Below are 22296 nucleotides of genomic sequence, written 5' to 3'. Positions count from 1 at the left end.
TCAGGGTGTCGGGACTTTCGGCACGCTGCCGTAGCGGCGCTTCGGTGCGACGGCGTCCCTGATGACGCGGACGACCTCATGGGCTTCCCAGTCCTTCGGCGGCTCGAGTTTGGCGAGGAAGCGTTCGATGACGGCGTCGGGAACCGATGCCGTGCGCTCCGAATTCTGCTTCATCACGACGTCGATGGGTGCCTCGAGGTAGACGATGCGAACGCGCGCCTTGTAGTCGCGCAGCAGGCTGATGACCTTCTCGCGTTGGTCGGAGGTGATGTTCGTCGCGTTCCAGATGAAGTCGCGCTTTGCCCGCAAATGCGACTTGGCGGACTCGAGGACGGCCTGAACCACGCTGCCCTGGTTGTCGGTCCATTCGACGCCCATTTCCTCCCGCATGTCGTCGAGACTGACCACGGGAACTCCGGGCATGTTCTCGGCGATCCACGTGTCCTTGCCGACCCCCTGGATGCCGCACATGATCGTGCCTTCGCAGGCGTGGTCCATGTAGGCCTCGTACGCGGGGTGGCGGTCGTCGCGGCGGACGTAGGCGAGCATGCTCTCCTCGTTGGCGAACTTGTAGGGCTGATCGAACAGGCCGAGACCGTCGAAGACCTCGCTGGACAGTTCGACGCGCAGCTTGATGTCTTCCGGGTCGTGGCAGATGCGGCCCCGGGCGTCGGCGCGCGCGTGCATGATGAGGAGCATGGGGTCCAGTTCCATGGCGAGCATGATCGCCTTCTTGGTCTGGGCGGCCTCTTCGTGTTCGTAGAGCCAGAAGGGAATCTGGTGAGCGAGGATCAACGAGCACATGTGTTCGCGATAGGAATAGGGCATGCCGGCGATCATCATCTCGCGGCGGGCGATTGAAGCTCCCGCCCGAGAATGACCGCGCGACGTGATCGATCCGTCTTCCTCGGTCTTCGTTCGCTCCGGCTTTCCGGAATCGTGGAACACGGCCGTCCAGAACAGCAGGAACTGCGCCCAGCCGTCGAGGTGCTTGAAGTCCGGGTCCTTGAGAAGTTCGCCGATGACCATTTGCGTGTGGGTGGAGACGAGGACTTCGCCGTGATGACGCTTGTCCTGCTCGCAGGTGTTCATGTCCCGGAGGATGGGGAACTCGTCGCACAGAGCGTCCCAGCACGGCTGCGCCTGATAGCGCTCCATGAGGGCGTGCATTCGTCCGTCGATGTAGGCGTTCTTCGCCATGTTCGTCATCCTCGTAATTACAGACGCGAGGGATATCCCGGAGGGAGACGAATATCAAGACCCCAGCCGATCGGGATGTCTGCGGCACCAAAAAAGAAAACCCCCGAGCAGCTGGTGAGCTCCGGAAGCTCGCTGACGGGGGCCGTGTTGTTGAAGATGATGCCGGGCGTCGACACCGAAGTCAACGGATGTGGCGGAAGGGGTTCGGGGCCTGGACGCCTTGGTTGGCCCTGGCGATCGCTTCGTTTTCCCGCTGCTTGGCTGTCACTCGCGCCTTCTCGAGGTCGGCTTGCCTGACCCTCGCCGCCCCGTCGATCGCCTTTCCGTTCGCCTTGAATTCTTCGGCGTCGCCCATGTCGGGTAGCGAAATGCCGAGCAGTTCAACCATCGCGTCGCGGAATTCGGCGATACTGGCGAGTTCCTTCCAGCACGCGGCCTTCGTATAGGTCGCGACCGACTGCTTCGACGCCTTTTCCAGTGCGGCATCCGCGTGGCTGCGACGTTTGACGATGTATTGCTCGAGCTTGGCGGCATCGACCGTGCAGGACGACGGATATTCCGCTTCCTTCTTTTGATCGCCGACACGCCAGCAGACCTCGTCGAGCGGAAGATCGCCGAGGGTCAGGAAATCCGTGAGTTCGCCGACGTGGAAGCGGAACGGCGTGGCCTTGGTCGCGTTGTCGATGTCGCCCAGTGCGCCGCTGACCGTTCCTGCGAGCGTTCCTAACTGTCCGGATGCCCGACCCGAAAACAGGATCGTCTTGCCGCTCGGGGTGTCCACGAAGGCCGCGATGGGGTTTTTCCGGTATTCGGAAAAGGCGACCGGGCCATGGAACCACAATGACGACCCTGAGACGAAGCCGCGCGGTGCTTGACGGGCGACGAATGCCCGCGCCACCTGGTCCGTGGTCTGGTGCCACGTCTTCAGGACGGGAGGCCTCGACTTGAGACGGGCGGCCTTGCGTTCGTTGTAGACCGTCCACGGAGCGTTGTCTTCGCGCAGGTCGGTTCTCGCGACCGCTTTTGCTGCCGATGACAGTATGATCGTCGCTGTCGGGGCGGAGTCCACCAGCGTTATCGCGACCATGATCGCTGGGCGTCTGCTTGGCGCGAACGATCCTTCGGTGGCGCGGGTCCAGCTGTTGGCGGCACGTTCGTCTTCGAACACCACAATCCTTGACACGTCGGCGGCTGGAGGTGAGAGCTTAAATCGGTCCCTGCTGTCGTTCAGCAGTTCAACGACCCACTCCTGTCCGACTTTCTTGGGAACGTCGAAAAGCGCGGGTCCCTCCTGGTCCAAAGCGTCTTCGTTTCTGCCGCTGTTCCAGCGGTGCGCATACTCGGGCGGCACGTTCAGGGAGGTGTTGCGTCCGGAAAGGTTGAGTTCGCTGGCAAGCGCGAAGGCGACATCCTTGGTGCGCGTGTCGCCCTCGCAGGCGACGAAGATATCGACGTTCGGCAGACCGTACAGAGACCGCATCAAGGAGAGGCTTTCGGCGTCGGCCGTGGCCAGTGCTTCGAGTGCCGCGTTCCGCTTTTTCGTCGCCTTGAGGACGATGTTGCCGTTTTTCTCGGTTACCGCCCACGCGCCGTGGCCACTCGCCTTCATCTCGCGGTCGCGGCTTCCGGTGTAGCTGTAGAAGCTCCGCTGGAGCGTCTCGTTGATGACGTCAAAAGACGGCGGCGTTTCGAGATTGCCGAAGTGGTGCTTGCCGCCGAGGGGGTCCGTGACGGTGATGCCGTCGTGGCGGATGACGACCTCACGGCCAGCGACGAGCCTCGTCGTCGTCAATGCCGCGCGGATGTAGTCTATGGCGATTTCGTTTTCTTCGTTCGTCATCGTCTGGATGTCCCCTCGGATAAGGGGACACTACCGTCGGACGATGCAACGGTCTACCGACCTTCCAGAAGACAAGCCGTCAGGCGGGCTGCCCGTCGTCGACGCCCCCGAGTTTCTCCAGCTTGGCCTTGAGTTCGTCGACAAGGTTCGATTGCCGTTCATAGTCGGACTTCATGTTCTCGAGCTTGAGTCGAGCCTGATTGAGCTTGTGCTTGGTCACGCCGCGTTCGGAAAAATCATTCAGTTCAATCATTTGAATTCCTTCTTGGATGTTTTGAGACAAGAGTGAAGTGCGGTAGATGAAGATGTCGACCGCACTTTTAGAAGGCCTATGGCGTCGGAAGTCTGTGCTGCACGGGCTGCGGGAACAGGGCCGCACGCGCTGCCCGGTAAAGGGTCAATGTACGACCGTTGAAGGCTTGTTCCGCTTGCTCGTGGGTCAGTCGCACCGGCGGCCTGCATTCGTCCGTCTCTTCGAAAGGGACGACCCGTTCGATGAGGCCCGCGAAGAACTGCTGGCAGGAATTCGGCCAAGGATACTTGTAGCCATCGGGTTTGACGCCGTCTGAATGCGACCGCATGAAGCCGACGGCTACGACGTCGGAAACGACTGCACCGGTTTCCTCGTCGGTCTCGCGCTTGGCCGCGACCACCGGGTGTTCCTTCTTCAGTGCCTTGAACGACAACATCGGAAGGGCAAGGGCTTCGGCCAGCGTCATTCCCTTCGGCGGGATCGGGTCGCGGTGGCCGCCGGGGACCTCGACCTGACGGCGGCGGTTATGGGCAAGGAGGATGTCGCCATTGTCGAAGAACGGGAAGACGAAGGCCGTAGGCGTGACGGTATCCGGTGCAAGAAGGTCGCTCAAAACGACGTCTACCGTGTTCGGCAGCGGAATGTAGGAGACGTTGGCCTCCTCCGCCGTGCCTTCCATGGCAAGCATTTCGTCTTCTGTCATAAACTCGCTCATGCGTAGGCCAGCTCCTTGTTCACCTTGCCGTAGACCGCGTCCGAGAGCTTGACCGATGGTCTCGCCCCCTGCCCCTGGATCACCACGGAAGCGCACTTGGCACCGATGGCGAGGGCATCGCGGGTATATTCGCCGTCAACGTAGCCGTGGAGGAAGCCAGCGGCAAACGCGTCGCCCGCGCCGACGAGGTCAACGATTTCATCGACGGGTTCGGCGGCAACCTTCTCGGTCTCGGTCGGCTTGCGGCCGGTCGGGTCGCCCTTGACGGAGGTGGCTCCCTTTGAGCCAAGAGTGACGACGGTAAGGGCTTGGAACATGCCTGCCTTCTCAAGGGCGTCGCTGGTGTTTTCGGCTTCGTGAAGCGCGCGGATTTCCTTTTCGTTAGCGATGACAACTCCGCATTCCCAGTGGCCCGTCAGCCGGTCGAAGACTGTGCGATTGCGTTCGACGCACCGGGAGTCGGACAGAGTGATGGCGATGGTGGTGCCTCCGGAAATCGCGATGTCGAAGATTTCCTCGACGGCGGCCGCGGAATGCGGGGAGTCGAGCAGGTAGCCTTCGATGAAGACGAGCTTCGCCTCGGCGATGGCCTTCTCGGGGATGTCTGCGACAGACAGATGCGTGCAGGCACCGAGGAAGGTCGACATGGTGCGCTCGCCGTCGGGCGTCACCAGCGCCAGGCAGTTGGCGGTCGCGACTTCCTCGTGGTCGACTTCGCAAAGGAAGTCGACGCCGATCTCGCGCATGCCGTCACGGAAGAAAGCACCGAGCGCGTCGTTGCCGACCTTGCCGACGAAGGCAACCCTGCTGCCGAGCGATGCGAGACATGCGGCGGTGTTGGCTGCCGATCCGCCAGGAGCCATCGCGACATCGGAGACCAGCGAGCGGCGACGCGCGGATTCAGCCGCGTCCACCAGCATCATGCCGCCCTTGTCGAGGCCGTTGTTGGCGACGAAATCCTCTCCGACACCGGAGATGAGGTCTACAATTGCGTTTCCGATGCAGACGACGTCGTAAGCCATGGTGCCTCCGTATTGGCCGCGGGCATTTGCCCGTATATCCTTGTTAGCATCTAAGTCCTCCATTGTGAAGTCCATATAAAGATATCTTTATATGATTTAGAAAGACCCCGATGCACTGCCGCGGATTACCATCCTTCGACCTGGATAGCCAGACCCTCGTCCATCAAAAATTCAAGACACCGATCAAGTCAATTCGGGGCGTCGAGCGCGTGTCGCGGTTCGGATTTCTCTGGGGCGTGAAGGTCGTAGAGGAAGACGGCCGAGAACTGGTCTGTCTCGTGGCGAGCCGCGGCGCGAAACGGGACGCGGACGAAGTCGCGCTCGAAGGCGCGTTGATGGCGGTGATGGAGACGGCCTATGCCTACTGGTCCGGCGTGTTCGCCCGTTCGATCGAGGAGAACGGCGAGTTCAATCACGCCGGTGTCAAGGTCACCGCCGCCGGCGATGTCTCAGGGTGCGGTGGCGCTGGGAACCTCCTGCGCGGCCGGTTTACCCACGAGATCGACGGCGACGTCCTGCGCCTGCGCTTCCTGCATGACGCGAAGGTCGGCGTCGTCGATTGGCGGCCGGGTCTTGCCCGCGACGCGGCCATTTCGGTTCTTTATGATCTGCGCGAGAAAAGGGCGAAGGCCGCCCCTCGCCGGGTCTCGCAAAGCACGGACGCGTTGAGGCGGAAGGCCAAACAGAGGATCGACATCGTGATCCGCGATCTCGCGGCCGTCCTCAGCCGCGGCGACCTGGTTTCCGGTCGCGCCAAGCTCCAGGCCTTTTGCGTGGCGAACGGATTGCAGCCCGTCGGCGACCAGTTCCTGATCAACGCACCCAAGTTGCTCGTGCAGAAATCGTTCATCCAGAAATCCTTCGAGGACATCCAGCGCTACTACGATCGAACGATGCAGCCGCAACGGCCGGCGGAGCTGTTCGAGCAGCTGATCCGTCTCGGCGAGTACGAGGGAAAGCTCAATGCCCGCCAGATGTTCGCGCTCTATGAGATCGGCCTCTTCCTTTCCTATTCGATGCCGCGGATCACCGCGATGATTTCGGCGGTCATGACGGGCGGCGATCCTTGGATGGCGGCCGAGGCCGCGGACATCGCCGAACGCCAACGCGAGGAACAGCTGCGTGAATGGCGCGAGCAACAGCGTCACGAGAACCAGGAGCGCGAGGAAGGACCGGCCGCTGGGCGTCGTCAGGCTCCGCCGCCATACGAAGGATTCGAGGACTTCGACGATTTCGTGCCGCCGCCGCCCGTGGTCCCGCCGGCGCTAACGCCTATGATGGCCGTCCTCGGACTGACGGTCATTGCCGACGAGCGGTCGCTGCGCGCGGCATGGACGGCAAGGGTCCGCCAGTGCCATCCGGACAGGCTCGGCCCGTCGGCTTTGCCGCAGGACCTGGAAGAGGCGAACCAGGCAACGGCCGAAGCCAACATGGCCTACTCGGTGTTGCTGGACTTCATGCGCTCCGGCGGTTAGCCGCCGTGCCCGACGCATGTCCACAAGACACCATGGTTCCAGGATAACGGAGATTTGGAATGAAATTCGGCAACGCGGAGCGCGACAAGTACGCGGCTCATATAGAACTGGCGGCCAGACATGGGGTTTCGAGCGACATGCCGCTGAAGGTGGAGACGTCGTTCTTTCTCCCTCACGTCGGTTCCGGCGAGGCCGCCGTCGTGGAGATACACGTCTCCATGGAAGTGTCGATCCGGATCATCGCGGAAGGGCATGGCGTCGAGCGGCTCGGCGATGTCTCCTGGCGGAACTATCACGGCTATTCCGATCCGTTCCGAAGGGCGGCCTACTATAAGGTCGATGGCGACGTTCCTCGCGTGGTCAGGTCGCCGAGCGTCGGCAAGGACGGGAATGTTCCACTGGCTGCCACCGATCCGTTTCAGCTCGCGAAGTTTCTGATCGAGCAGTGCGCGCAGGAGATCAAGGGACTGTCCGAGGAGACGGGTACAAAGCTTCGGGATGCCGTGCGGGCCTTGGTGGAGACCAGGGTGCGGGACGGGTTGACCGCGGCACCCCTGATCGTCGGCCGCGACGGCAAGGTGACGATGGTCCGTCTTGCGGACGTTCCGCACTATGTCGTCGTCGAAAGTCCTTATGGAGGCAAGGGCGTGGATGCCGCTTACTGGGACGTCGTCGTTGATCGGCCGCGGGATTTCGACGCGCTGAACTGGCAGGGTATCGGCCTGCGCTTCGAGCCTTGGGAAACGGACGTCGCCGGAAAGGTCTTGCGGTCTTTCGGGATTGACAGCACGCCGCCGACCTATGCAAGGATCGATTTTCCGTCCGATGCCGCATCCGATCTGGCCGTGGCCAATCGTTGCGCGATGAATGCGCTTCTCCCGCATTTCATCAAGAAGGTCATGCTCGACCTTTCCAGTTCCGAGCTCGGCAAGACATCCACCGTTCAGGCGCACACGAAGGCTGTCTACGGAGCGGTCGCCCGTGGCGAATGGGGATCGGAAGAGCTGGATGCCGCGTTCGATGCGCTGCACGACCTCTGGACATACAGCGCGCCGTTCTCCGAGCTGTCCCGTACCAAGGGCTGGACTTGCAAGCTCTCGCCGTTCGAAGTCATGAAGGCAAGGGTTGATGCGTTCCCGTGGCGTGGTGTAGTGCCCGTGGCTGCGGTGGAAACCACTGCGGCTCCAGCGCCGTGAACTGGTGACTTTCGCCAGAGCGGTCTAAGGTCGTCTTGTTGGACACCTGAAGAAGCGCCCTGATGAAACTGACAGTTCCGTATACCTACACGTTCTGGTATGTGCCGACCCGGTGCACGAACGACCGCCACGCCCTTTCTCAGGCGGTTATGGAAGTCGAGATTGCCGAAATCGACGATGCTGACGCGCCCGTCGTGATGACGGTCGCGAACGGCAAGGACGCGGGCCTCGGCAACGAACAGGGAGCTGACCGGTTCCTCCCCCGCGCGGACGGAAAGCCACGTCAGGTTCGTATGCGGAACGGATTGTTCTACGTGGAAGCGATGTCCGCCGAGGAGCTCTCTCAGCGGGCGTCGAGGCTTGCGACGCTGGATGCCACCTTCCTGGCGAAGTTCGGCATCTCTGGACAGCGCACGCCTGGATACGTGGAAAAAAGTTATGGCCATTCAGACATCACCTCGGTCAGCGGCGTTCGCCGCCAAAACGGTGGCCTCAGGGAAGACAAGACCAGGGACGACAGAGGGGAGAAGGTCGGCCGTCTGATCGCCCGGCAGGCGGCCAGGATGTTTATTGTCGACGGCGTGACCTTCGAACTTTGCCGCGAGCCGGTCCTCAAGATCAAGTTCGACCACAGCGGGTTGATGGCCCACGGTATCGTGGAGGCTTTCGAATCCCTCGCCGCGCGCACGGACTACAGCAAATATTCGGAGACGTCGGCGTACACCTCGTCCCTGATCCATGCCGACCATCTGCTGTCGGATATGGGCGTGGAGAAAAAAGTCTCGTTCGAGGTTATCGACCACAACGCTTCGTCCTACGACGGTGTGGCGTCCGACATCGCGTTTCATCTCGTTCGCGCCGAAAGCGACTTGAAGGGCGTCGTCCACGCGGCTCCGACGGGTGTGCTGCAGGCCTACTACAAGGTCGCGGAAGCGTTGCGCCACATCGACCGGTCCAGCCCCTCGATTTCCGCCGAAGTGATCGCGGCCGCCCATTCGGTCATGGATATCAGCGTCGATCCAGAAATCGACGAGCCGATGCAGCAGCTCTCCAGGACCAGGTTCATGAACGACAGATCGGGACGCCAGGCGGTCCTTGGACCGGATCACGGAGGTCCGTTCCGTCTCGACCTCATGCATGTGGGAGGGTATCGCGACAGGCAGGGAAAGATGGCCTCGGCCACCGCCTTCGCGGGACGCATCCTCGATCGTTGGGAAGGCCGTCATCCAGGCTCCACCTTTGACAACGGCCAGACCGACCGCATGACTACCACCCTGGTAAGTGGCGTGACAGTCGCCGAAATCGGAAGTGACGCCCAGGCACGTCACGCCGCCTGGGAAATCGGCCTCGCTCCTGGGCAGGTGGAAAAAGCGATAGCATCTGGATCGCGCCTCTTCCGGCTTTCGGCCGAGAAGATGGCAAGCAAGGAACTGTCGAGAGCCACGAGGGCGGGCATGGTTGGACTGGTGATCGGTCCGGCCCCAGGTGATCCGAATGGGCACTGGTCCGTCGCCGTGAAGGATCATCCAAAGGCGGAAATCGCGCTGGACGCCGTGTCGCAGCATGTTGAGGCGATGGATGAACGTGACATGGAAATGGCACAAGATCAACAGCTTATTTCGATTTTCTGACGGAGAGGACGAGAACAATGAAGGTCAACATCCCCTTCGTCTATTGGGTGCACTACAAAAAGCCGCGCCAGCCGAGCTGGAGCCACTCGGAGATTGCAAGCGAGGCGACGTTCGACATCGAGGACGTGGCGGCCGCCGACGCTCCGGTCGTTCACGTGGTTTCCGATGACAGCATGAGCGACGGTGAGGACAGCTACTGGGGCGGCGGACGGAATCCGAAAACTGTGAGCAAGTTTCATGTTCCAGGTGGTGATTGCGTCATCCGAAAGCATGCCGGGCAGTATTACGCCAGCCGATTTCCGGTCGCCGAGATCGCGACATGGCGCGACAATCCCGAGTACGATCCGTTCGCCGTGAAGATGTCGCTGCGCGGTGACGAAGCCGAACACGGCAGGGAACTCGACACCGCGTTTCATGGACGTAAGCGCTCGGTTTCGCTCGAGGATTTCCACGCCAAGGAAGGGGACGTCAAGAAGTTCACAAGCGATCGTGCGACGACGGACCGCTACTTCAATCATCTGGTCGGCCAGTTCGCCGTGATCGACGGCGTTCTTTACGAGAAGGTCGACGAGCCGGTCGTTTCGCTGGTCGTTCAAAGCGGCGGCAAGCTTTCTGCCTATATCGAGGAAGTCTCGTCTCCGGTGCTTACTCATTTCAGGAAGGGCGACTGGAGGGGCAACGCGAACGAGCGGATCAGGTTCGGCCTGGACGAGTTCGACAGGGCGATGAAGGTGGCGGCACGGATTGCCGTCGCCAACAAGCTAACGCTCGCGATCCATGCCAATGTCTCCCAGGTTTCGGCCGCCGAGGTCAGGTTCAGGGGTGACCACGAGTATCTGTTCTCCGCGGCCTCCGGTGTCGCCAGCCAGCTGACAAAAGCCGTTGCTTACATGCCTGAGAAGGTCGGGCTAGCCGTTCTGGGTGCTGCGAACCTGCTTGCCATCCACGACAGGATGACTCCTGCCGCGCTCCAAGCGGTCAGGAAGATGGAAGCCGAGCTGCGGGTTTATTTCGCAGGCGATCATTCAGCGCCTCCGTCCGACGACTACCACTATGACTACGACCTCCGTCAGGCTTTCGGAAGCGGCTGGCGATGGAAGCTGGATCGGCTGACGGACGCGATCTCCCATTGGGACGCGCGGGACGACGTCGGACTGGAGTGGTTCGACGATGCGCTCGATGCCCTTCCGATCTACGACTATCCCAAACGGGCCTACGAGCTTACGAGCCAACTCGACATCGACAAGGTGGCGACGATGTGGAAGGGCGGGATGCCGCACGAGTTGGAGTACTTCGATCCGGGCGCTTCTGTTCTCGTCGTCGTCGAGGACTTCGAGGATCATGTTCCGTACGCTGCGTTGATCTACGATCGAAGCGATCTCACTCTAGCGCCGCAGGTGGTCAAGAACGGCGACCATCCGGAATCGGAGACCGCGGAGGTGCTGGCCAATGCATTTGTGCAAAGTGCCAAGGCAGATGTCGGACACTCTTTGTCAGTCGTTCCGGCCAGACGGGCTTTCCGGCCATGACCTTCAGCGATAGGTAGAAGCAAGTTGGTAGCGCCAGCCGTAGACGTCCTATGAAGGCTTGGAGATTTCCTGCGCCGCCGCGGTTATTCCATCGTCCACGATAGCCAGCAGCTCGCGCTGATTGGCATTCGGGAGCCTGGCCCTTGCATGCGCTTGGATAATGTCGCGGGGCGATGCTTCGTTGCCGAACCTGTCGCAGCCAGGGAGGACAGGACCTCTGTCGGCGTTGAAGCCCTGACGGAGCATCGCGGATACGTAGTGCGTCGCTATGAGGTCGGCCGAACAGGGCAGGATTTTCGTCTTCATGTAGAAAGAGAAGACCTTGTCGCGAAAGGTAGCTGTCAGGCTCAGATTGTCGTTGGCGGGGGAGGTCATGCAGTCTCCGGAAAATAGTAGGAAGGTCATTATCCCGGGTGCCTGGTCATTACAAGTCCACATCGTCAAAATCGAAGTCATCGGTTTATCGAATTCCCAGAACTCGATAGTCGCCAGCAATCAAAGTCTTCGCACCAAGACGAAAAGCGCCATCATTTTTCGGCAATTCGGGAGTGTCGCACCGTTAACCGGGCATTAACCGCAACCGACATATCCAGAAAACGCGGCTGGGACGTAGTGCATACGGTCGCCTCTCACCGTCTGTTGCTCCATGCGCCATCGGATGGCATGAATGCCGTCAAAGGAGACGACAGGCATGCGCATTTCCATTCCGTTCAGTTACAGCGTGAAGGCGGTCGAGTTCAAGCACAAGCTTCCATCCAACTTGACGATGGTGGAAAAGGCTTGGGTCGAGGTTCCGGACGTCGATGCATCGGAGCTTGACCTGGCGCTTGTGGTGAGGAGCTCGGCGGGTCTGGATATCGAGCGCGTCTACGCTTTCGCGGGTCAGTTCTGGGTTAAGGACAACAGGGAAGCGGCGGACCTTCCGTTTGTCGCACAACACCTCTCCGCGGCTGGTCGGCCGATACCGTCTTCGAGCGGGTCGGGACACCACGAGCGCGAGCGCGAAAAGAGCGAACTTGAGGAAGTGACCAAGCTCCTCGGGAAAGTCGGCATCCTGAGGACAAGGACAGCTGGAATCGGGCGATGGGAAGCCAAGCAGTGGCTATACAACACGCCGGACGGTTTCGATTTCCTCGAAAAAACGGTCGAGAGCGAGAGGGCGCGTGCCGTCACGGGTTCCGACAGGGAGGAAAGACTACGTCGAGCGCAAAGGATCGCGCTCGAGCAGACGATCTGTGTCGACGGCCAACTCTTCCACCGCGTGGCCGAGCCTGTCATCGCTTCAGGTCATTACGGCCTCAAAATGCAATGGACGTTCGGATGTCCGGACTTCCTGAGCGAAGCGGGCATTTCCAAGAACGGCGGATATCCCGTGTCCGCAAAAGACTTCAACAGGATTCACGAGTGGTTCGATACGGACAATCGGGCAGTCGACGTCGATTTCTCCTTCGACGTTGTCGATGACCGGAACTTCAAGATCAGGGCGGACCGGATCGCTTTGTTGTCCGGGTTGCAAAGGGCCATCAAGGACGGCCTGAGCAACACCAACTCAACGCCATACATCGCGAAATGGTGCCAACTGCGAGACTGGGTTTCGGACCTTTGGCAGGGGCCTGACGGAAAGTTGAGTTCAAAGGAAGTCCTGGAGAAGGACGATCGCGAGTTCGATGCGCTGGCCGGCGTGTTCGAAGAACTCATGGAGTTCGGCGAAAGTCCGAGATACGGCAGTCTCTCCGTGCAGGGATTGAAGATGTGGGATAGCCGTGCTGTATCGCTCGCGGTCAAGCAGAGAAACATGCAGCCCTGATGATCAGATAGTCCGCGGCCGGAACGGGCCGACGAAAAACGGGTCGTGGCGGTCCAGCCAGTCCCGTCTGCGTGCAACACGCCGGAACACCTCGGTGCGTACCTGCGGCAATGTCAGGTTTCGGGCGATCGCCGCGTGCGCTTCGCCCAGCCGCAAGCGGCTCAGTCCATTCGTCTCTCCGAGGCTGCGCAGGACGTCGAGAGCCTCGTCCTTCCAGAGAAGGCCGGCGATCCGCTCGGCCGAAGCCGACGGGTTCTCCTCGGGTGGCCGCAACGTCGACAGGATGATCGTTCCGTCGTCATCGCGTGCCTCTGTCAGGCCCCACCAGGGCGGAAGGTACGGCGCTGCCTTGTCGATATGACGGGCGGCCGCGACCAATGTCATGGAATTGAAGACAAGGCCGTAGATTTGCGCCTGGTTCCCCAGCCTAACGAGCGTGTCTCCTGCGCTCTTGATTTCGTACCCATCCAGAGATGTGTTCGTCAGCCGGGCGAGATCGACCCGCACCGTGTTTCCCCACAGCCCGACTTCGCCGAGGATGCGGCCATGCCCGTGTTCGGGGCGAAGCTGTCTGGCGAGCGGTATTCGGATGTCGGGATCGAGCAAGATCAGGCTGCCGCCATTTCGGTATAGGCGCGGCGAACCTTGGTGCGGACGTTCAGCATGGAGCGATGGTCGCTGGGCGTCAGGGGAGCGAAAACAGTGCGGTGTGTGCCGTTCCGGCGGATCGTGATGCTGAGATGACCGCCTTTGCCGGACTGGATGTCATGGTCAGTCGTGAATTCCTCGATCATCCTCACGAGTTCCTTGCGATGCTTCCTGATCGTGTCTGCCATGTCCTCACACCGAAATTGGGGTCTTGAATTTTAAACCAAGAACTCGATACAGGGCACGGCATTCGATGTCTACATATTTTAAGAACTCGCGGTGCGTTTTTCTGCCAGATGGCGTCTTTAATTACATTTTCGCCCGGGGCGTTTTGAGGGGCGGCGTGCTGCGCATGAAATCGTCGAAGGCGCGTTGCTGGGCATCGACCCGTTCCATAGTCTCGTTGTCGCGCGCCTGCTGGCTTGCGATGAACGGGCGGATTTCGTTCATGTCGAGTTCGAAGCCTCGCTCGTGTGCGACCTCGGTGTAAATCCGGAAAATGTTGTTGTATTCGCAGCGGAGGACCGTGTGGTCCTGCTCCGTAATGTCCCCGCTCTCCCGCTCCTCCCACAGGCCGTCTTCCTCCTGTCCGAGGCGGCGCATCTCCTGGAGCAGGCGCTCGTCGGTCAGGGACGCGATCTTGTCCTTCTGTTCCTGTCGCTCGCGCGCCCACTGTTCGGATTGCCGCTGTCCGGCGTATCTGGCTTCGGGGTCGATCGTGTAGAGGACCTCGTGAACGGCCTCCGACAACTCGCCGTCCTTCCAGAGGCGTTTTTGGGAATGGTACTGAGGGCGTGGGCCGCGGTCGGCGGCCCTTGGGTTTCGGATGCCCCAGACAGAGAGATACATTTCGTATCCGTAATGCGGGTGGAAAGGGCCGCTCTTGTCGTATTCCCAAGCGGCATAGACGTCCCAGTTTGCCGACGTGAGCTTGAAACACGGCTCGTACTGGCTCGTGTGATAGGACGGGTGTTTCTTCTTCGGGTCGTGCGCGACGAACCCGAAGCCGGATTTTTGGACTGGCAATGGCCCTGAACTGACAATGCGGTCGTCTTCGAACGGAGCGGCGTTGTACGCTTTTGTTGCGGCCTCGGAGAAGAGGACTTCGTCTTCTTCGAGTTCGATCTTGCCGACAGAGGGATCGACGGTCAGAAGAGAGCCTGCCGGATAGAGGTTTCTCGCTCCCTCCTTGCGGATGATGGCTCCGCCGCTGGTGGCTCTGAGTTCTGTCACGAGATGGGCCATTGCGCCGCCGCGTTCGACGATCACCAGCCCCCCGAGTTGAAAGGTCTTGATCGCAACGAACAGCCAATCAGGGCCTGCGTCCTTGACGACTGAGATCGGCGGCAGGCCGTCGGCCGAGGCGACGGGGAGATCGTCGGGGTGTGTCGGGACGTGGACCCTGCCCTTCACGGCATGTCCTTGCAGGAGGACGTCGCACTTGAAGCGGAGAAGCCGGCTCTGGACCGCGCCTCTGGCCGCATAGGCCGCAGCACTGAGTTCCTGAGCGATAGCGCCTTGCTTCATGTCGAGAGGTCCGAGCCCGGCACCGAGCATCCAGTCCGTGTGGTTCGGGTCGTCCGCGCCCTGCTTGACGCCGACAGGGCTGACGGTCTTCCACGGAGACACGAGATGGCTGCCGCCGGACTGCGCGACGGCCCAGAGTTCGAAGGGCGCTCTCGGGACGCGCAGAAGGCCGTCGGTCCTGATCGATGCAGGCACGGCGATCGTCATCCATCCGGCCTCGCCCATGGCGTCGGCCTGGGCGATGATGGCTTTCCTGAAGGTCTCGATCTTCTCGTCGCGTGTCATGGCGTTTTCCCGTGGAGAGTTCACCGGCAATTCTAGCCAGGGACGTGGCAAGCCGGAAGCGCGGTTGTCCGTTGCCATCGCCCGGTTTATCCAGAAGTGGTCATTTGGAGCCACGTCATGCATCTCAATCTCAGATACCACTTCATGGCGCGCGCAGCCCTTAGACCGGGGGGCGAGACAGGATGGCAAAAGTTCGCCGCGACCAAGGGTGTCGAGATCGCCGAACGGAGCGATGCCGAAGCGCCGATGGCTTTCGTCTTCAAGGAGCAAATGCAGAAGACACCGCACTACCTGCGCTACGACCACAGGGCTGGGGCGCTGTTCTTGCGCCACTCCAAAGCCAATCGCGTCGAGGCCCGTAACGATTCCTTTCAATACGATCTGGATTATCCGACGAGGGGCATGAGAAAGTGGAACGAGGAACGATACGCGCCGCGTTCAGGGCCGAAGGGCATCAGTTCAATTTTCACAAGGACATAGAACTGGACCGCCTGCACAGCGTGAACGAAGCGGACCTCGCGCTGGCGGAAAAGATGCTCGCCGAATGTATGTCGAATTTCATCGCCGCAGACGGGTGGCTGTGGAAGAAGGTGAATGAACCCGTCTTCCATCTCTACAGGACTAACAAAGGCTGGAAGACGACCATCTCGACATTCCCCGACCCGCGTATTGGATCGGATCGACGGCACTTCCATTTCGGGCTGCACCAGTACGAGGAAATGCTCGGCTGGAAGGCGCGGCTCACGGAGGTGACGGGCAGCCCGTCGACTGTCGACGAGTTCACCGCCATGGACGTCTACGAGACGACGGTGGACGGGTATCCGATCGACATCGAGTTCGCTCTCCTCGATCTGGTCGAACACTTCGACCGCACTTCGAGGTCGATCGCGCCGGGAAACGAGGGAATCCTGTCGCTGACGACCATGCCGCTGCCGATCCTGGACGTTTTCATGCGGGCGCGGCGTATCCTCGAAATCCCCCGGCAGGAACGGGACGACGAGGTTCACTCTGCGGCCGTGGAGATGCTTGAGTCGATCCCCGCGCTCATCGAGGCGCATCCCGATTACAGAGTGCTGTTTGCCAAGCCGTCTGAGAACGCCTTCCAGATCGAGAAATGGCACGCGCGGCCGATCTCGCTGGTGCCTACGCTCAGTCAGCGGCACGAGCCTTGATCAAGGGGTGGCGATATGGTGGCCAGGCAGAACAATCGGCCTGTCTTCCCAAAGGGCCAAAATCTCGTCGAGCGGAAATAGATTGCCGTCGGTGAACACCGATGCGCTGAAGCTGGAATCTCTTGCCGAGCTAAGAGCGTTGAACAGATCGTCGGCGTATTCCTCAGTTTTTTCAGTCGTTTCAAGAAGCTTCCTAATGCGTCGATAGATGGCGATGTCCTCCAGGGGAACTGCGTCAAGCAGCTCGTAGACATGGTCCCGAAGGAGGTTGGTCCCCGCATAGGCGTCCTTGAAGCGCGCCGCGGCGATCTGTGCGGCATTGCGCAGTGTCCTGACTTCCGCGTCGTCGCGTAACGAGCCGGCTCCCTCGACGACATCATGGATGATCTCGCCATAGGTCAGGCCACGATCGGTGATCGACTTGGCGAAAGCTTCCGCGTCCTCGTAGCGGCCCAAGGGGAATGCCGCGATCGAAGAGGTGGGCAGCTCCTCGTCGGTCGTCACGTCGATGACGGTGTGGGAACCGTAGCCGACGACCACGTAGACGGGTTCGCCGCATGGTTCGAACAGGTAGCCGTTGATCGTGACGAGGCCTGCCTGCACCCCCGCCATGTGCGCTTCGTAGTCCGCCCTGAGTAGCTCGTCCGGGCTCCGGTAGGCGACATCGCCATAGATCGGCAGTGCACGGAGCTTGTTGGTGAGGCCGCTTGCCGAGTGGGTGATCTGGGGAACCTTCTCGGTCGTGATCGGGACGTTCTTGACGAACCACGCCCATGCGCCTTCGCATAGACAGTGATGAGCCATGGTCCTGGCATCGCCGGCCTTCGGCCCGCTGGGAGACCACTGCTCGGCGATTTTGTAATGCCTTGAGCCAATGCGGAATATTTCTGTCTGGAACTTGTTTTTGTCGTGCTTGAACTTGACTGCTCGAACGACATCGTTGCCACTGTAGGCGGGTATGTCGAGCTTGCCGGCGCGGCGCATCCACAGGGCCTTGGGCGTGCGGCTCTGGCCTGGAATGGCGAGCTGGAATTCGGGAATATCGACTTCGATGATCATGTCGTCGGCTTTCGTGTTTGACTTGAGAAGTCGATATCTATGTTTCTGTTTTCCCACAGGGAAAGGATTTTCAAAAGAGGCAAGATGTCCTCGGTGAACCTTGATTCTTCACCGTATGACGCCACGTCCTCCAGGAGTTCGACCAGACGGTCCGCATTGACCGCGATTTCGGATAAGTCCTTGCCTTGTGTGGCGGCGCGCAAGCTTCTTGCTGTCGACAGCTGATCGAGCGGGACGTCGAAGATCGCCTCCCGCAATGCGTCCGTTGGACGGTTGTGAAAAAGGGAAAACGAGGATTCGAAGGCATCCAAGGTGCGTTTGGCGGCAATCGCGATCGTTGTCTCGATGTCGGCGAAATCGGAGGCGACCTGTGGGGATTCTTCAAAATTCCGGTGGGTGTGGATCAGAAGCCCTGGATTGGCCCCCGCCTCTTCGATGGACGCTACGAAGTCCAAGGCGTCGTCCCTTCTTCCGAGGCGGAAGACGGCGACGGTGTCGGCCGACGGCTCGCCGTCGGTAACCAGATGCATGCCGACATATGGTGCGGTGCCTCTAGGAGAATGGGCTCCCGACACAGAGACCGCGTAGAACGGCTCCTGGATTTTCCGGTACAACGTCGACCCGAAGACGGCATATTCCTTGACGATTTCGTCGATCGCCAGAAGCTGCGCTTCGTAGGCCTGCAGGTCGACGACGACGCCGTCATAGCGCTCGACGTCAGGCAGAAGAAGCAGGTCATCGGGCTTGCGGCCGTCAGGGGGCGCGGTGAACTTCTCCGTCTTGTGGCGGAGAATTGCGTCGACGGCCGCCGCCGTTCGAGTCGCGATTCTGTCGGACAGTTCCCCGCTGACATTGCCTGGCACGGCGACGTTCAGGCCGTCGGGATAGTGGCGTGATTTGTCGGACACCTGCGTGTAGTAGCCCTGCTCGGTCTTGAAGACCTTCTTCACGGGTGTCGGAGTGCCTGCCATCGGCGTCTCGCAGCTGGCGGCCAGGAAAGTTCCTTCTTCGCCGGCCGGCTCAGGAAGGTCGTAGCTACGCCAAGTCGTCAGGACGATCTTTCGGGGCGTCTTGAGCTTGGCCGGAAGGACATCGACGATAACCGGGCATTTGACCCTGATTTTCATCGCGGGCCTCGCGCGCTCGCGATGGGCGCAATGTCGATGTCGATGCTCTGGTTGTTCCAGAGGTCTACGATAAGTTCGAGGGGCGACTGCTTTGCATCGCGCCAGTCGCTGCGAATGAACTGGCTTTTCGCACCGAAAGACGCGATCTCCTCGAGAACGGGAACGAGGCGTTCCGCCTCCTGTACGAGGCCGAACACTGTCCGTGCACTGGTAATATTATCTAGTTTTCTGGCTGCGGCGATATGTTCGAGTGGTGTCTCAAGCATCAGCTTGTCGATAACTGACTTGCTTTGGTATTCGTGGTGGTAATGGCTCTTGAACGCCCTCAGAGACACGCAAGCGGCATTGGCGACAGAAAGCGCGGCATCGTCGAGTTCGGAATGAGCGCCTGGTCCCTCGGTCATATCCGGATAGGACGGGCCAACCGCGAAGCGCTGCATGAACGACCGGGCTTCGTCGAGGTGTCCAAGTCTGAAGATCGCCACCGTCCCACTCGGGATGTCGTCTGAGCAGATGGTGAGTGAGCAGCCGTGGGTGCTGCCGTTGACGACCGCGTAGTACGGCTCGGCCACGCGTTGGCAGATCATCCGGTCGACAAGGATGAACTCGGCTGCGATTTCCCGGCGAATGGACTCGACGTTGTCGCGCAGAGCTGCGTGGTCGATCGCAGCGTCGGCCAGTTTGTCGATCGAGGGAAGCCTGAGCATTTCCTTGTCCGAGAGCTTGTCTTCCTTCGCGACGGGCGCGGCGTTTTCCCGCGCGAACACGACCTTTGGGACCTGTTCGCGCTTGGCTGCCGCATTGGCTTCGCGCCTGATGATCGCCACGGCGGCATTCGCGATCATAGGGGAGATCGAGACTGAGTTGAGAGCGCTGACGATGCCGTCTTTCGCGACGGCGGGCGTGTAGAACCCGCCTTCGGTCGCGAAGATTTCCGTCCTCTCTGGCGCGCCTTTGTCACGGGCGGCCTTCGGCGTTCGATACGAAAGCGCAGGTATCGCGTCGACGAGGAGGCGTTGCTGCGGGAGGTCGAAGACGGTTTCGATCGACGACGCCACGAGGTGCTTGGTGCGGTGGCCCTTGGGAATGGCGGGGACGAGGATCGGGTGTTTGACCTTGTATTTCACAGCGCGGGTCCTTTTGGATTTCTGTCCCGATCATGTGCCATAGGATCGACAGAAACAAACATGCGGTTGCCAGTCCCGCCGAGCGAGGACGATGTGACGAACATCCATGGAGGCCGCATGCAACGCGAGCGCGGCGCGTGGCGCTCGCGAAAACCAACGCAAGGAGGTGGCCCTGGATCGGCGTGATCGAGGGCCACCGATTTTTTATTCTTGATCGAGTGTCATGAAGACAAGGCCGACGGCACGCCGTTGCTCGGGACTGAGGCGCTTGATCAGTTCGCCGAGTTGCTGGATCGCCTCATCGCTCGTCGGGGCTTCGAGGGTGGCTGGGGTCGTTTCGTCGAGGGAGCGACGGTACCGATCGATTTGTTCCGGCGTCAGCGGCTTGATTTCATCGAGCGCTTTCTCAAACGCCTCGTCGTTGCGGGTGTCCACTTCCGTTTGCACGGGACCTTCGATCAGGGTGAAGCCGAGGTTGTCGAAGGAGGTCGAGAACACCACGCCCGTCTCGGTGTTGTCGGTCGTGAAGCGGACGGTGTCGCCGACCTTCGTGACGACGATCTCGCCGATCTTTTCCTCGGATACCTCGACGATCTTGCCAGGCAGGCTGTCGATCGTGAGGTAGAAGCTCGTGCGATCGTTCTGCGTCACAGGCGTGATCGTCAGGACCTTGCCCTCGAAGGTCTTCTTGTCCTGTCCCTTGCCGGGTTCGAAGGCGGCGTCGCGGTTCGCCCGCTGGACCGAGCGGAGGAAGTCGGTCAGGACCGCTTGAACGGAATTGCCCTTGCCGAAGACATTGCGGTTCGAGCGCAGCACGATACCGAACGCCTTGCGCGAGCCAGCCGCATCGACGATCACGGAGAAGAACGCTTCCTTGTTGCCTTCGAGGGACAGCAGGACCGGGTCTGTGGCGTGATATCCATCGAAGTCGGCGAACGCGCCGTTCAGCACGGCAATCGCCGCCTGTTCGGTAATGCCTGCTTGGCGATAGAAGGTGATCTTGCCGGTTCGCGCGTTGGCCGTATAGAAACCCGATGTCGCGCCGTCGGCCTTGCTGTTCTGGAACTGCGTTCCGGAATAGTAGACGATGTCGAGCGAGGCGTCGATGGTTGGGTCGATGCCGGGTGTGGATTCGATGACGTCGTTGCCGGAGAACAGGCAGGCCCAAACGCCCTGGCTCCAGCAGCCCCAGTCGTCGAAGCGGTCGGCCACCATCTTCTGGTGATAAAGGCGGTCGACCCAAGAGGGAATCTTGGACTGATCGGTGTAGTTCTGGATTTCACCCGTCGTCGCGTTGACGAGCGCCCAGCTGACGGGCATCTCGCCGCCGAATCCGACCTGCGGCAACGACATCGGGACAACCCACCACGGATTCCAGTCTTCGTCGACTTGGAAGATCGCTTCGCCCATGATCTGGTTCTTGAAGCCGTTGTTGAAGAGGTGACGATAGACGTTGGTGTCGAACCAGGCTTCGATCCCGTACTTGATCGGCTTGTCCTGCGGGAACTTCGTGTTCATCTCGTTCATCTGGGAGACGGCGATGTAGCCGGGCGTCGTGCCGTTCGAGAGCCATTTCCAGAAGCCGTTGTGTTCGAGAGGCGTCAGCCAGTAGAACGTCTGTCCGACCTTGTTTCCCCATGCCTCGCCGAGAATGACGCGCGAGCCAAGTCCCTCTTCCGTCGCGGATGCGAGAAGTTCTGCCGCACGCTTCTTGGCAAGTTCGTCGGTGACGATTCGGGCCTGCGATTGGTCGACCAACGGGGCGCTGGCGTCGCGTTCCTTGATTTCTGGGACCATCAGGTTCGCGTAGTCGCTCGCGTGAAAGATCGGAGCGGAGGCGGCAAATGCGAACAAGACGAACGCAATTACCGCGGCCGACCAGGTGACCACAGCCTTGCCGGACATGTCGCCGAACGGCATGCGAAGGCCGATCGAGATCATCGCGACGAAGGCGATCTGGCCGTAGGTGCTGAGAAGCCACGGGCTGAAGGACGTCATGAACATCCAGGCGACGAGCCACGAGACGATGCCAACAACGACTGCGGCAATCGCCGTGCCGACGGCATTGACCTGCTTGAGGCCTCCTTCAAGGAAGAAGGTGATCGCGGTGATGACAGCACCCGCGAAAAACCATATGATGGGCGTGATGGAGAGCATTCAGTGGGGTCCTTTCAAAGAACTCGTGGCGTCTTCATATAGACGAGTGCGATCCGTGTAAAGTCATCGATGTCTTGAATTATTCCTAGACCGTGGCCGTGGCTTGTCCGTTGCCTGTCGCCATCGCATCGTGATAAACAAGCCAAACATGGAGACAACCGAAATGTGGATGAACAGGGACGACATCGACCGCATGGTCGAGACAGCGGAAAACTACCTTCCAGAGGTTCTGCCGTTCGCGAAATACCTCGCCGACTGGCGTGATGTGGTGGACGACAACAGCGACGGCTGGCCGCACTGGACTGCCGGCTCGAAGTGCGCGGAAAAGCTGATGAAGCTTCTCAGGGAAGCGGATGACAGCCGTCGCGGTCGAGGAAGTGTCCCTCCCCGCGAACTGTTCCTCAAGGCGCTGACGCCGATCAAGTCGTTCGCTACCCAGAGGGGATTGCCGAAGCCCGAACTGGACGAGGATCGCCCCGCCCCGGCGGCGAACAGAGGCCCGCGCTTCTAATCGACCGCGGTAAAG

Annotated in this window: 21 protein-coding genes; 8 read left to right on the top strand and 13 right to left on the bottom strand. The window is 60.6% G+C overall.

The window, feature by feature from the left end; genetic code table 11:
- The 5 genes from FHT76_RS02395 to FHT76_RS02375 form a co-directional block, all read right to left on the bottom strand.
- Positions 1 to 1200, bottom strand: a complete 1200-nt coding sequence (locus FHT76_RS02395; protein ID WP_259184075.1) for an ATP-binding protein — start codon at positions 1198 to 1200, stop codon at positions 1 to 3.
- 181 nt (positions 1201 to 1381) lie between these two features.
- Positions 1382 to 3040, bottom strand: coding sequence for a hypothetical protein (locus FHT76_RS02390; RefSeq protein WP_259184074.1), 1659 nt, complete (start codon positions 3038 to 3040; stop codon positions 1382 to 1384).
- Positions 3041 to 3119: 79 nt separating this feature from the next.
- A complete protein-coding gene (locus FHT76_RS02385) occupies positions 3120 to 3293 on the bottom strand; it encodes a hypothetical protein (RefSeq protein ID WP_259184073.1) in 174 nt (57 codons plus the stop codon).
- A 76-nt stretch (positions 3294 to 3369) separates the two neighbouring features.
- Positions 3370 to 4008: an NUDIX domain-containing protein gene (locus FHT76_RS02380; RefSeq protein ID WP_259184072.1), complete on the bottom strand. Its 639-nt coding sequence runs from the start codon at positions 4006 to 4008 to the stop codon at positions 3370 to 3372.
- On the bottom strand, positions 4005 to 5030 hold the full coding sequence (locus FHT76_RS02375) for an adenosine kinase (RefSeq protein WP_259184071.1): 1026 nt from the start codon (positions 5028 to 5030) through the stop codon (positions 4005 to 4007). Before FHT76_RS02375 ends, FHT76_RS02380 begins: the two co-directional genes overlap by 4 nt.
- 110 nt (positions 5031 to 5140) lie before the next feature.
- Between FHT76_RS02375 and FHT76_RS02370 the strand changes: the two genes are divergently transcribed.
- The 4 genes from FHT76_RS02370 to FHT76_RS02355 all read left to right on the top strand — a co-directional run bounded on the left by FHT76_RS02370 (position 5141) and on the right by FHT76_RS02355 (position 10861).
- Positions 5141 to 6505: a DnaJ family molecular chaperone gene (locus FHT76_RS02370; protein ID WP_259184070.1), complete on the top strand. Its 1365-nt coding sequence runs from the start codon at positions 5141 to 5143 to the stop codon at positions 6503 to 6505.
- 59 nt (positions 6506 to 6564) lie between these two features.
- Positions 6565 to 7701, top strand: a complete 1137-nt coding sequence (locus tag FHT76_RS02365; protein ID WP_259184069.1) for a hypothetical protein — start codon at positions 6565 to 6567, stop codon at positions 7699 to 7701.
- A gap of 62 nt (positions 7702 to 7763) precedes the next feature.
- Positions 7764 to 9332 carry a hypothetical protein gene (locus FHT76_RS02360; RefSeq protein WP_259184068.1) on the top strand — a complete coding sequence of 523 codons (1569 nt, stop codon included), beginning with the start codon at positions 7764 to 7766 and terminating at the stop codon, positions 9330 to 9332.
- 17 nt (positions 9333 to 9349) lie between these two features.
- Positions 9350 to 10861, top strand: coding sequence for a hypothetical protein (locus FHT76_RS02355; protein ID WP_259184067.1), 1512 nt, complete (start codon positions 9350 to 9352; stop codon positions 10859 to 10861).
- 48 nt (positions 10862 to 10909) lie between these two features.
- Here the strand turns inward: FHT76_RS02355 and FHT76_RS02350 are convergent, their stop codons facing one another.
- The gene (locus tag FHT76_RS02350; protein WP_259184066.1) at positions 10910 to 11236 is read right to left on the bottom strand and encodes a hypothetical protein; all 327 of its coding nucleotides are present in this window, start codon (positions 11234 to 11236) and stop codon (positions 10910 to 10912) included.
- Positions 11237 to 11552: 316 nt separating this feature from the next.
- Between FHT76_RS02350 and FHT76_RS02345 the strand changes: the two genes are divergently transcribed.
- Positions 11553 to 12668 (top strand): hypothetical protein, encoded by a 1116-nt coding sequence (locus tag FHT76_RS02345; protein ID WP_259184065.1) that lies wholly within the window; start codon positions 11553 to 11555, stop codon positions 12666 to 12668.
- A 3-nt stretch (positions 12669 to 12671) separates the two neighbouring features.
- Here FHT76_RS02345 and FHT76_RS02340 read toward each other — a convergent pair whose 3' ends face one another.
- The 3 genes from FHT76_RS02340 to FHT76_RS02330 all read right to left on the bottom strand — a co-directional run bounded on the left by FHT76_RS02340 (position 12672) and on the right by FHT76_RS02330 (position 15128).
- Entirely contained in the window at positions 12672 to 13274 is a 603-nt protein-coding gene (locus FHT76_RS02340) for a sce7726 family protein (protein ID WP_259184064.1), read from the bottom strand.
- A 2-nt stretch (positions 13275 to 13276) separates the two neighbouring features.
- The gene (locus tag FHT76_RS02335) at positions 13277 to 13504 is read right to left on the bottom strand and encodes a hypothetical protein (protein WP_259184063.1); all 228 of its coding nucleotides are present in this window, start codon (positions 13502 to 13504) and stop codon (positions 13277 to 13279) included.
- 121 nt (positions 13505 to 13625) lie between these two features.
- Positions 13626 to 15128, bottom strand: coding sequence for a hypothetical protein (locus FHT76_RS02330; RefSeq protein ID WP_259184062.1), 1503 nt, complete (start codon positions 15126 to 15128; stop codon positions 13626 to 13628).
- Positions 15129 to 15245: 117 nt separating this feature from the next.
- On the opposite strand from FHT76_RS02330, the gene FHT76_RS02325 reads away from it, so the two are divergent.
- Positions 15246 to 15608 (top strand): hypothetical protein, encoded by a 363-nt coding sequence (locus FHT76_RS02325; protein WP_259184060.1) that lies wholly within the window; start codon positions 15246 to 15248, stop codon positions 15606 to 15608.
- A gap of 20 nt (positions 15609 to 15628) precedes the next feature.
- Positions 15629 to 16300 carry a hypothetical protein gene (locus FHT76_RS02320; protein ID WP_259184059.1) on the top strand — a complete coding sequence of 224 codons (672 nt, stop codon included), beginning with the start codon at positions 15629 to 15631 and terminating at the stop codon, positions 16298 to 16300.
- Here the strand turns inward: FHT76_RS02320 and FHT76_RS02315 are convergent, their stop codons facing one another.
- The 4 genes from FHT76_RS02315 to FHT76_RS02300 all read right to left on the bottom strand — a co-directional run bounded on the left by FHT76_RS02315 (position 16301) and on the right by FHT76_RS02300 (position 21770).
- Positions 16301 to 17359, bottom strand: coding sequence for a hypothetical protein (locus FHT76_RS02315; protein ID WP_259184058.1), 1059 nt, complete (start codon positions 17357 to 17359; stop codon positions 16301 to 16303).
- Positions 17356 to 18486: a hypothetical protein gene (locus FHT76_RS02310; protein WP_259184057.1), complete on the bottom strand. Its 1131-nt coding sequence runs from the start codon at positions 18484 to 18486 to the stop codon at positions 17356 to 17358. The genes FHT76_RS02315 and FHT76_RS02310 overlap by 4 nt, the downstream gene beginning before the upstream one ends.
- Positions 18483 to 19613: a hypothetical protein gene (locus FHT76_RS02305; RefSeq protein WP_259184056.1), complete on the bottom strand. Its 1131-nt coding sequence runs from the start codon at positions 19611 to 19613 to the stop codon at positions 18483 to 18485. Before FHT76_RS02305 ends, FHT76_RS02310 begins: the two co-directional genes overlap by 4 nt.
- Before the next feature lie 204 nt (positions 19614 to 19817).
- Entirely contained in the window at positions 19818 to 21770 is a 1953-nt protein-coding gene (locus FHT76_RS02300; RefSeq protein WP_259184055.1) for a hypothetical protein, read from the bottom strand.
- A gap of 163 nt (positions 21771 to 21933) precedes the next feature.
- On the opposite strand from FHT76_RS02300, the gene FHT76_RS02295 reads away from it, so the two are divergent.
- Positions 21934 to 22281, top strand: a complete 348-nt coding sequence (locus tag FHT76_RS02295) for a hypothetical protein (protein ID WP_259184054.1) — start codon at positions 21934 to 21936, stop codon at positions 22279 to 22281.
- Positions 22282 to 22296 lie beyond the last annotated feature (15 nt).

The organism is Rhizobium sp. BK176 (assembly GCF_024808055.1).
Note: the sequence above shows the minus strand (reverse complement) of the source record. Positions and strands in the feature narration are given on the sequence as shown.

Coding starts and splice junctions, on each gene's coding strand:
- FHT76_RS02385 (WP_259184073.1), bottom strand. CDS start 3,293: ATGATTGAACTGAATGATTTTTCCGAACGCGGCGTGACCAAGCACAAG.
- FHT76_RS02380 (WP_259184072.1), bottom strand. CDS start 4,008: ATGAGCGAGTTTATGACAGAAGACGAAATGCTTGCCATGGAAGGCACG.
- FHT76_RS02325 (WP_259184060.1), top strand. CDS start 15,246: ATGCATCTCAATCTCAGATACCACTTCATGGCGCGCGCAGCCCTTAGA.
- FHT76_RS02300 (WP_259184055.1), bottom strand. CDS start 21,770: ATGCTCTCCATCACGCCCATCATATGGTTTTTCGCGGGTGCTGTCATC.
- FHT76_RS02360 (WP_259184068.1), top strand. CDS start 7,764: ATGAAACTGACAGTTCCGTATACCTACACGTTCTGGTATGTGCCGACC.
- FHT76_RS02370 (WP_259184070.1), top strand. CDS start 5,141: ATGCACTGCCGCGGATTACCATCCTTCGACCTGGATAGCCAGACCCTC.
- FHT76_RS02375 (WP_259184071.1), bottom strand. CDS start 5,030: ATGGCTTACGACGTCGTCTGCATCGGAAACGCAATTGTAGACCTCATC.
- FHT76_RS02345 (WP_259184065.1), top strand. CDS start 11,553: ATGCGCATTTCCATTCCGTTCAGTTACAGCGTGAAGGCGGTCGAGTTC.
- FHT76_RS02365 (WP_259184069.1), top strand. CDS start 6,565: ATGAAATTCGGCAACGCGGAGCGCGACAAGTACGCGGCTCATATAGAA.
- FHT76_RS02355 (WP_259184067.1), top strand. CDS start 9,350: ATGAAGGTCAACATCCCCTTCGTCTATTGGGTGCACTACAAAAAGCCG.
- FHT76_RS02310 (WP_259184057.1), bottom strand. CDS start 18,486: ATGAAAATCAGGGTCAAATGCCCGGTTATCGTCGATGTCCTTCCGGCC.
- FHT76_RS02390 (WP_259184074.1), bottom strand. CDS start 3,040: ATGACGAACGAAGAAAACGAAATCGCCATAGACTACATCCGCGCGGCA.
- FHT76_RS02295 (WP_259184054.1), top strand. CDS start 21,934: ATGTGGATGAACAGGGACGACATCGACCGCATGGTCGAGACAGCGGAA.
- FHT76_RS02335 (WP_259184063.1), bottom strand. CDS start 13,504: ATGGCAGACACGATCAGGAAGCATCGCAAGGAACTCGTGAGGATGATC.
- FHT76_RS02330 (WP_259184062.1), bottom strand. CDS start 15,128: ATGACACGCGACGAGAAGATCGAGACCTTCAGGAAAGCCATCATCGCC.
- FHT76_RS02395 (WP_259184075.1), bottom strand. CDS start 1,200: ATGGCGAAGAACGCCTACATCGACGGACGAATGCACGCCCTCATGGAG.
- FHT76_RS02350 (WP_259184066.1), bottom strand. CDS start 11,236: ATGACCTCCCCCGCCAACGACAATCTGAGCCTGACAGCTACCTTTCGC.
- FHT76_RS02315 (WP_259184058.1), bottom strand. CDS start 17,359: ATGATCATCGAAGTCGATATTCCCGAATTCCAGCTCGCCATTCCAGGC.